The 8,106-nt window shown below is 61.6% G+C and carries 8 protein-coding genes; 4 read left to right on the top strand and 4 right to left on the bottom strand.

Annotated features, from left to right (window positions below; genetic code table 11):
• Positions 1 to 135: 135 nt before the first annotated feature.
• From HZR81_RS20335 to HZR81_RS20320, 4 genes are all read left to right on the top strand, one after another.
• On the top strand, positions 136 to 1,473 hold the full coding sequence (locus HZR81_RS20335; protein ID WP_500129094.1) for a TRZ/ATZ family hydrolase: 1,338 nt from the start codon (positions 136 to 138) through the stop codon (positions 1,471 to 1,473).
• Positions 1,474 to 1,618: 145 nt separating this feature from the next.
• Positions 1,619 to 2,317 carry a bifunctional 2-polyprenyl-6-hydroxyphenol methylase/3-demethylubiquinol 3-O-methyltransferase UbiG gene (gene ubiG, locus HZR81_RS20330; protein WP_500129097.1) on the top strand — a complete coding sequence of 233 codons (699 nt, stop codon included), beginning with the start codon at positions 1,619 to 1,621 and terminating at the stop codon, positions 2,315 to 2,317.
• Positions 2,317 to 2,988, top strand: a complete 672-nt coding sequence (gene mupP / locus HZR81_RS20325) for an N-acetylmuramic acid 6-phosphate phosphatase MupP (protein WP_500129093.1) — start codon at positions 2,317 to 2,319, stop codon at positions 2,986 to 2,988. Before ubiG ends, mupP begins: the two co-directional genes overlap by 1 nt.
• Before the next feature lie 83 nt (positions 2,989 to 3,071).
• Positions 3,072 to 3,812 (top strand): YciK family oxidoreductase, encoded by a 741-nt coding sequence (locus HZR81_RS20320; RefSeq protein WP_102840376.1) that lies wholly within the window; start codon positions 3,072 to 3,074, stop codon positions 3,810 to 3,812.
• Positions 3,813 to 3,858: 46 nt separating this feature from the next.
• On the opposite strand, the gene rluB is transcribed toward HZR81_RS20320, so the two are convergent.
• The 4 genes from rluB to zwf all read right to left on the bottom strand — a co-directional run bounded on the left by rluB (position 3,859) and on the right by zwf (position 7,922).
• Positions 3,859 to 4,986, bottom strand: a complete 1,128-nt coding sequence (gene rluB, locus HZR81_RS20315; RefSeq protein WP_270053294.1) for a 23S rRNA pseudouridine(2605) synthase RluB — start codon at positions 4,984 to 4,986, stop codon at positions 3,859 to 3,861.
• Between the two features lie 104 nt (positions 4,987 to 5,090).
• Positions 5,091 to 5,735, bottom strand: coding sequence for a bifunctional 4-hydroxy-2-oxoglutarate aldolase/2-dehydro-3-deoxy-phosphogluconate aldolase (locus tag HZR81_RS20310; RefSeq protein WP_500129092.1), 645 nt, complete (start codon positions 5,733 to 5,735; stop codon positions 5,091 to 5,093).
• Between the two features lie 17 nt (positions 5,736 to 5,752).
• Complete coding sequence (gene pgl / locus HZR81_RS20305; RefSeq protein WP_063541064.1) at positions 5,753 to 6,466, bottom strand: 6-phosphogluconolactonase; 714 nt, start codon at positions 6,464 to 6,466, stop codon at positions 5,753 to 5,755.
• Positions 6,453 to 7,922, bottom strand: coding sequence for a glucose-6-phosphate dehydrogenase (gene zwf, locus HZR81_RS20300; RefSeq protein WP_500129091.1), 1,470 nt, complete (start codon positions 7,920 to 7,922; stop codon positions 6,453 to 6,455). The genes pgl and zwf overlap by 14 nt, the downstream gene beginning before the upstream one ends.
• Between the last annotated feature and the right edge of the window lie 184 nt (positions 7,923 to 8,106).

The following is an 8,106-nucleotide window of genomic DNA, read 5'->3' as shown; positions in this document are numbered from 1 at the left end:
CGTTCGTCAAGGGAGTACCGGCCATACATTTTATGGCCCGACGAGCAAGCCATCCTTCATATGTGTGGCTTTCTTCAAACCAGTGCGGCCTGCCATTACACTATCGATCTTATCCATCCCTAGCTACGGCCTCCCATGCCCCAATCAAGTGACACCCCGTTAGACCTGCTTCTATTACCTACGTGGCTCGTTCCGGTAGAACCTGCAGGGGTCGTGCTTAGGGAGCACGGGCTCGGCATTCGAGATGGGCGCATAGTACTTATCGCTCCCGAAGCCGAAGCACTCAAATACGGGGCGAATGAGATCCGACATCTCCAAGGTATGCTGCTCGCCCCCGGCCTCATCAATGCACATGGTCACGCTGCGATGACCTTGTTTCGAGGGCTGGCCGATGATCTATCGCTGCAGCGCTGGCTGCGGGAGCATATTTGGCCGGCTGAGTCACGCTGGGTCGATGAAGAATTCGTGCGATGCGGCACCGAACTTGCGATCGCCGAGCAGCTGAAAAGCGGGGTCACGTGCTTTTCGGATATGTACTTTTACCCCAAGGTCATCAGCGAGCTTGTACACAGGCATGGGGTACGCGCGCAAATCACCATTCCCGTACTGGATTTCCCTGTTCCGGGCGCACGCGATGCAGACCAAGCACTACGCACCGGTGTAGCTCTATTCGACGATCTCAAGCATCACCCGCGCATTTCGATCGCCTTCGGGCCACATGCCCCCTATTCGATTACGGACGACAAGCTTGAGGCGATCCGGATCCTGGTAGCGGAAATGGACGCCGGTATCCACATGCACATTCATGAAACTGCGCAAGAAGTTCAGGAAGCGTTGCGCAAGCATGGCGAGCGCCCGCTGGCGCGTCTCGCGAGGCTGCAGCTGCTCGGCCCTCGCTTTCAGGCCGTGCACATGACTCAGGTTGATGAGTCCGATATTGCGCTGCTCACCGAGCACAACTGCAGTGTCATCCACTGCCCGGAATCCAACCTCAAGCTCGCTAGCGGTTTCTGTCCGATCGAGCGGTTATGGGAGGCGGGAATCAACGTAGCAGTGGGGACCGATGGCGCTGCGAGCAACAATGACCTAGACCTTCTCGGGGAAACCCGCACCGCGGCCTTGCTGGCGAAGGCTGTCGCGGGCTCCGCGACAGCTCTGGATGCCCATCGCGCGCTACGCATGGCTACCCTCAATGGCGCCCGAGCCCTGGGTATAGAGGACCAGACTGGTTCTTTGGAAATCGGCAAGTTCGCAGACCTCGTTGCATTCGATCTTTCCGGTTTGAGCCAGCAACCGATATATGACCCGGTATCCCAGCTTATCTATTCCACCGGCAGAGACACGGTCCAACACGTATGGGTCGGAGGCAAGCAGCTGCTTGAGAAAGGACAACTGCTCCGAATGGATGAACAACGGATAATCACCGAGGCGTGTCGCTGGGGAGAGCGCATCGCAAGTACGAACAATGGCTAAAGCCCTCGGACGGCCCCAGAGGCCAACCTACGCGACAACCTGACATAAGAATCCAGGCGGCAATTGCACCACCTTTCCAGCCGAAGCTGGCAACATGCGCATTTGCAATTCGAACTTTTCCACAAGCCTTCTAACGGACCGGACCATGAGCAATGTCGACCACGCTGAAATCGCCAAATTCGAAGCACTTGCCCATCGCTGGTGGGATCGTGAAAGCGAGTTCAAGCCATTGCACGAGATCAATCCGCTTCGCGTGAATTGGATCGACGAACATATCTCGCTGGCAGGTAAAAAGGTCATCGACATCGGATGCGGAGGCGGCATCCTCAGCGAAGCCATGGCGCACCGTGGGGCCAAAGTCACGGGTATCGACATGGGCGAAGCCCCTCTGTCCGTTGCCCGTTTGCATCTTCTTGAGTCCGGACTCGAGATCGATTATCGGCAGATCACCGCCGAAGCCATGGCCGCAGAGGCGCCAGAGCAGTTCGACGTGGTCACCTGTCTCGAGATGCTCGAACACGTACCGGACCCGGCCTCGGTCATCCGGGCCTGCGCCACACTGGTCAAACCGGGCGGCCAGGTGTTCTTCTCCACCATCAACCGCAACCCGAAAGCCTACGCGTTCGCCATCATCGGCGCGGAGTATGTGCTGCAGCTGCTTCCGCGCGGCACACATGATTTCAAGAAATTCATCCGTCCTTCCGAGCTCGGCGCCTGGAGCCGTGATGCCGGCTTGGCCGTGAAGGACATTGTCGGCCTTACCTACAACCCGCTGACCAAGCACTACAAGCTGTCGGCGGACGTCGACGTCAACTACATGGTCCTGACCGTCAAGGAGTCCTGATGCGCCTGCGCGCTGTTCTGTTCGACATGGACGGTACCCTGCTTGATACCGCTCCCGATTTCATCGCCGTGGCGCAGGCCATGCGGATTGCACGCGGTCTTGAGCCCGTGCCGGATCAGCAGATTCGTGACGTGGTGTCCGGTGGTGCCAGAGCCATGGTGCTCGGCGCCTTCGATGTGGACCCCATGTCGGACGAGTTCGAAGGATTGCGTCTCGAGTTTCTTGCGCGCTACCAGGAGCATTGCGCCGTGCATAGCCGCCTCTACGATGGCATGGCGGAACTGCTGGACGAAATCGAGCGGTCCAACCTGCGCTGGGGTGTGGTAACCAACAAGCCGCTGCGTTTCGCCGAACCGATCATGCAGCAGCTGGGCCTCGCGTCCCGTTCCGCCGTGCTGGTCTGTCCTGACCACGTCGCCAACAGCAAGCCCGACCCCGAGCCGATGCTCCTCGCGTGCAAGCAGCTCGACCTTGACCCATCTACGGTGCTGTTCGTCGGCGATGACCTGCGCGATATCGAATCGGGCCGCGCGGCCGGCAGCAGGACCGCCGCGGTGCGCTATGGCTATATCCATCCACAAGACAACCCGAGCAACTGGGGCGCGGACGTAGTGGTGGATCACCCGCTGGATCTGCGCCAGGTCCTGGACAGCGCCCTGTGCAGCTGCTGAAACTGCCATAGGGTCACCACCACAGCATCATCACTCGGCAGTAATTGCCGAGCACCCATCAATTTCGATCTACGAGGCAAACGATGTTCGAGTACTCCGCCCGCCCCGACCTCCTCGCAGGGCGCATCATTCTGGTCACCGGCGCTGGCCGTGGCATCGGCGAAGCTGCTGCCAAGGCCTACGCGGCCCACGGAGCAACCGTGCTGCTGTTGGGCAAGAATGAAGACAATCTGAATCGGGTGTACGACGAAATCGAAGCAGCCGGCCATCCGCGCCCCGCTGTCATCCCCTTCAATCTGGAGACAGCCCTGCCGCATCAGTACGACGAGCTGGCAGCCATGATCGAAGGGGAGTTCGGACACCTCGACGGGCTGCTGCACAACGCTGCGATCGTTGGCCCTCGCACGCCGATCGAGCAGTTGTCCGGCGACAACTTCATGCGAGTCATGCAGGTCAATGTGAACGCGATGTTCATGCTGACCAGTACCCTGCTGCCGCTGCTCAAGCTCTCCAAGGACGCCTCAGTGATCTTCACCTCCAGCAGCGTCGGACGTAAAGGACGCGCCTATTGGGGTGCCTACGCCGTATCGAAGTTCGCCACGGAAGGACTGATGCAGGTCTTAGCCGACGAGCTGGATAACACCGCACCGGTGCGTGCCAACAGCGTCAATCCGGGCGCTACCCGTACCGATATGCGCGCCAAGGCTTATCCAGGCGAGAACCCACTGGTCAATCCGTTGCCCGAAGAAATTATGCCGGTCTATCTGTACCTGATGGGCCCGGATAGCGCCGGTATCAACGGCCAGGCGCTGGACGCGCAGTGAAGCCGTGCAGCGCAGCCGGTCATCCGCTGCGCTGCAGGCGGGCCGATCAGGGACGCTTGCTACGCTCGCGGCCGAACCCGGGCCGCTGACCCTCTCCGGCCGGCTTCCTCGCCGGGCCAGATGAGGGCCCGCTTCCTTCGCGGCGCTTGCCACCCTTGCGGTTATCCCCCGGACGCTCGGCGACCGGCGTTCCACGAGGCTTGTCGCTGCTCCGCGGCTTGCGCTCGCTCTTGTCGTCTCGAGCCACCCGCGTTTTTTCCGCTACAGGCGCGTCGGCCTCATGGGCCGGACGAAGGACGCGTGGCCGCCGCTCGCCCCGCCCCATTGGCTTGGCTACCTTGCGCTGCATACGGTCGATTTTCTCCTTGGCCTTGGCCTTCATGCTCGGCAGCGCGACCGGCTTGAGGCCGACCTCCTCGCTGAGAATGTCCACCTCGGCTTGCGACATCTCGCGCCAGCGCCCCATGGGCAGGTCTGACGTCATGAAGACTGGCCCGAAACGAACACGCTTCAGCCGACTGACGACCAGCCCCTGGGACTCCCAAAGCCGACGAACCTCACGGTTGCGGCCTTCCATGACCACGCAGTGATACCAATGGTTGAAGCCCTCGCCACCAGGCGCTTCCTGGATATCGGTGAAGCGCGCCGGACCGTCCTCCAGCATCACACCGGTCTTCAGCCGCTCGATCATCTCGTCGTCGACCTCGCCGCGCACACGTACCGCGTATTCCCGGTCCATTTCGTACGAGGGGTGCATCAGACGATTGGCCAGCTCACCGTCAGTGGTGAACAGCAGCAGCCCCGTCGTGTTGATATCGAGCCGGCCGATGTTGATCCAGCGGCCCTCCTTGGGACGTGGCAGGCGATCGAACACCGTAGGGCGGCCTTCGGGGTCGTTGCGGGTGCAGATCTCGCCGTCGGGCTTGTTGTAGATCAGCACACGCCGCACCACCTGGCTGGTTTCTTCGCGCTTGAGCAGGCGGCCATCGACCGCGATGGCGTCATGGGAATCGACACGCTGGCCGAGTGTGGCAACCGCGCCATTGACCTTGACGCGGCCCTCGACGATCCACTTTTCGACGTCGCGACGCGACGCGATGCCCAGACGGGCAAGGACTTTCTGCAGCTTCTCGCCGTGCGTGGCGTGGATCGTGGTTTCTTCGTGCTCGGTCATCTGGGCACCTCCCGGTGTGGCAATCCGATTGAAAGGGCGCGAATCATACGCGGATCATGCCGGCAGCGCACCTTGCGCCAGTCGGACGGCGGCGCCAGTCCGACCTAGGGCAAAGCGGCCAGCGCCTCCGCGGTACGCTGCTGGATGCCCGCCCAGTCACCGCGCTCCAGCGTTGCGCTGTCAATCATCCAGGTGCCGCCGACGCACATGACGTTAGCCAGCGCCAGGTACTGGGCCGCATTGGCAGCGCTCACCCCGCCGGTCGGGCAGAACCGAACGTCCCCGAACGGTCCGCCGAGGGCCTTGAGCGCGGCGATGCCGCCACACACCTCGGCCGGGAACATTTTGAAGCGGCGATAACCCAGCGCGTACCCTTCCATGACGTCGGACGCACTGCTCGTGCCCGGTAGCAAGGGTACCGAGCAGCTCACCCCGGCTTCGAGGATGTCGCAGGTAGAGCCCGGCGTGACGATGAACTGGGCGCCGGCCGCCTCCACTTCGTCCATCATGCGCCGGTCGAGGACGGTTCCGGCGCCGATGCAGAGGTCCGGTCGTTCCTGGCGCAACCGCTGAATAGCGGTCAGACCATGACGCGAGCGCAAGGTAATCTCCAGAGTACGCAGGCCACCCGCCGACAAGGCATCGGCGAGCGGCAGGATCTGCTCTTCGCTGCCAATGGTGATGACCGGCAGAATCCGCGCCGCGACGCAGATCCGTTCGATCAGGGCATTCTTCTGGTCCATGGTCATGCAGGAGTCCTCGGGCCTCACGGGCACCAGTAGATTTCGAGCGGAGCGTGCAGGAATGCCCGGATGGGCATCTGCAACGGGTCGGCACTCAGCGCTACACGTAGGGTTTCAAGCTTTTCGCTGCCTTGAATGGCCAGACACTGCATCCTGGCGCAGGCCAGTAGAGGATAGGTCATCGTCAGGCGGGCCTCGGGGGCGACCGGTGCCTGCGTAGCCACACAGCGCTCGGGACAATCCTCCCGCAAGGCATGCGCCAAATTGGCGCTGCCAGGGAACAGCGAAGCGGTGTGCCCGTCGTCGCCCATGCCGAGCACGAGCACATCGATCGGCTGATGCAATTGGTCGAGCGCCGCATTGGCGAAGCCCGCAGCCTGCTCGAGCGAGTCGACTGGCTGGTAGAGCCCGATCAACCGGGCGGCACTCGCGGCATTCTGCAAAAGGTGGCGCCGCAGCAAGCCTTCGTTGCTCGCCGGATCGGTTGGCGAGACCCAGCGCTCGTCGGCCAGGCTGATCTGGATCTTCGCCCAGTCCAGCTCTCGCCGGGACAGGGACTCGAAGAACGCAACCGGGCTCCGCCCACCGGATACCACCAGACTTGCGACGCCGTGTGTCTGTACCGCATAGCGCAGCGCCTTGGCAACGCTGTCGGCCATCAGCTCGGCCTGCCGCTGCGCGTCGGCCGAGCTATGAGCGACCACTCCGGTGGGTAAATCGAGCTCAGAGATCGCCATACCACGCCCTCCCATCACGTGAAATGAGCGCTATCGAAGCGACCGGCCCCCAGGAGCCGGCTGGATAGAGCTTGAGCTCTGCACCGAGCCTACTCCAGCCTTCGATGAGCTGATCGCACCATTGCCAGGCATATTCGATTTCGTCCCTGCGCACAAACAGATTCTGGTTGCCCTGCATGACTTCGAGCAACAAGCGCTCATAGGCGTCGGGAATGCGCGCGCTCTTATAAGTTTCAGAGAAATTCAACTGCAGCGGGCCGCTGCGCAAGTGCATTCCCTTGTCGAGCCCCTGCTCCTTGGTCATCACCTGCAGAGATATACCCTCGTCTGGCTGCAGGCGAATGATCAGGCGATTGCTGATCAACGAGCGCTGTTCGGGCGCAAAGATATAAAAAGGCGGCTCCTTGAAGTGGATGACGATCTGCGAAAGCTTCTGCGCCATTCGCTTGCCGGTACGCAGGTAGAACGGCACGCCGGACCATCGCCAGTTGCAGATGTCTGCTCGCAACGCGACGAAGGTTTCCGTGCTGCTCTGGGCATTGGAATTCTCCTCGTCCAGATAACCCGGCACCCTCTCGCCGCCAACGTTACCGGCCGCATACTGTCCGCGCACCACTCGCTGATGAATCGCTTCGGCGGTGATGGGCGCGAGCGCCTTGAGGACCTTCACTTTCTCGTCACGGATGCTGTCAGCGGTGAGATTGCTCGGCGGGTCCATGGCAATCAGGCAGAGCAGCTGCAGCAAGTGGTTCTGCACCATGTCGCGCAGCTGACCGGCCTGATCGAAGTATCCCCAGCGCCCCTCAATGCCAACAGTTTCGGCGACAGTGATCTCCACATGGGAAATGTGGTGTTGGTCCCACTGCGTTTCGAACAGGCTGTTGGCAAATCGCAATGCGATCAGGTTCTGTACGGTTTCCTTGCCAAGATAATGATCGATTCGATAGATCCGGCTTTCGGGAAAGTGGTCGGCCACCGCGTCGTTGACGGTGCGCGAGGACTCGAGGTCATGCCCGATGGGCTTTTCCAACACGACCCGCGTCTGCTCGGCAAGTCCGGCCGAGGCAAGGAAGCGGCAGATATCGCCATAAACGGCAGCCGGCGTTGCGAAATAGGCAATGAGCGGCTGGCCGGCCGGTACGCTCTCAGCCAGCACCCTGTAGCCCTCGCCCTGGCGAAAGTCCATACCCAGGTAGCGCAAGCGCTGCCCGAAGCGTTCGAATGCTCGCTCATCGACTTCATTGGCTGGAATGCGCGCCCGCAGCGCCTGCTCTATACGCGACTTGTGCGCCGACGGGTCGGCGCTCTCGCGCGATAGCGCCACTATTTGCGTATCGGCGTGCAACAGACCGGCACGATCCAGCTGATACAGCGCCGGAAACAACTTGCGCAGCGCCAGATCTCCCAGGGCGCCGAACAAAGCGAATGTGATGGGCTCGACGGTGATGCCAGGCATGATCCGCTCGCTTGAATGCAGGTGTCCGGTGAGCGCGGATTGCGCGCTGCGTTGAACCGGCGGGCGCGCATGATGAACGCAGACCGCACCAGAATCAGACGCCATACTGAGCAGACCACTGACACAAGCAAATGCTCAGCGCGAGATGTGTTTTCACCGTCTTATCGGACGTACTGCTCTGCGG

The organism is Pseudomonas sp. LM13 (genome assembly GCF_041381355.1).
Classification (GTDB): domain Bacteria; phylum Pseudomonadota; class Gammaproteobacteria; order Pseudomonadales; family Pseudomonadaceae; genus Stutzerimonas; species Stutzerimonas frequens.
The sequence above is the reverse complement of the archived record's forward strand: the minus strand, read 5'-3'. Positions and strand labels throughout refer to the sequence as shown.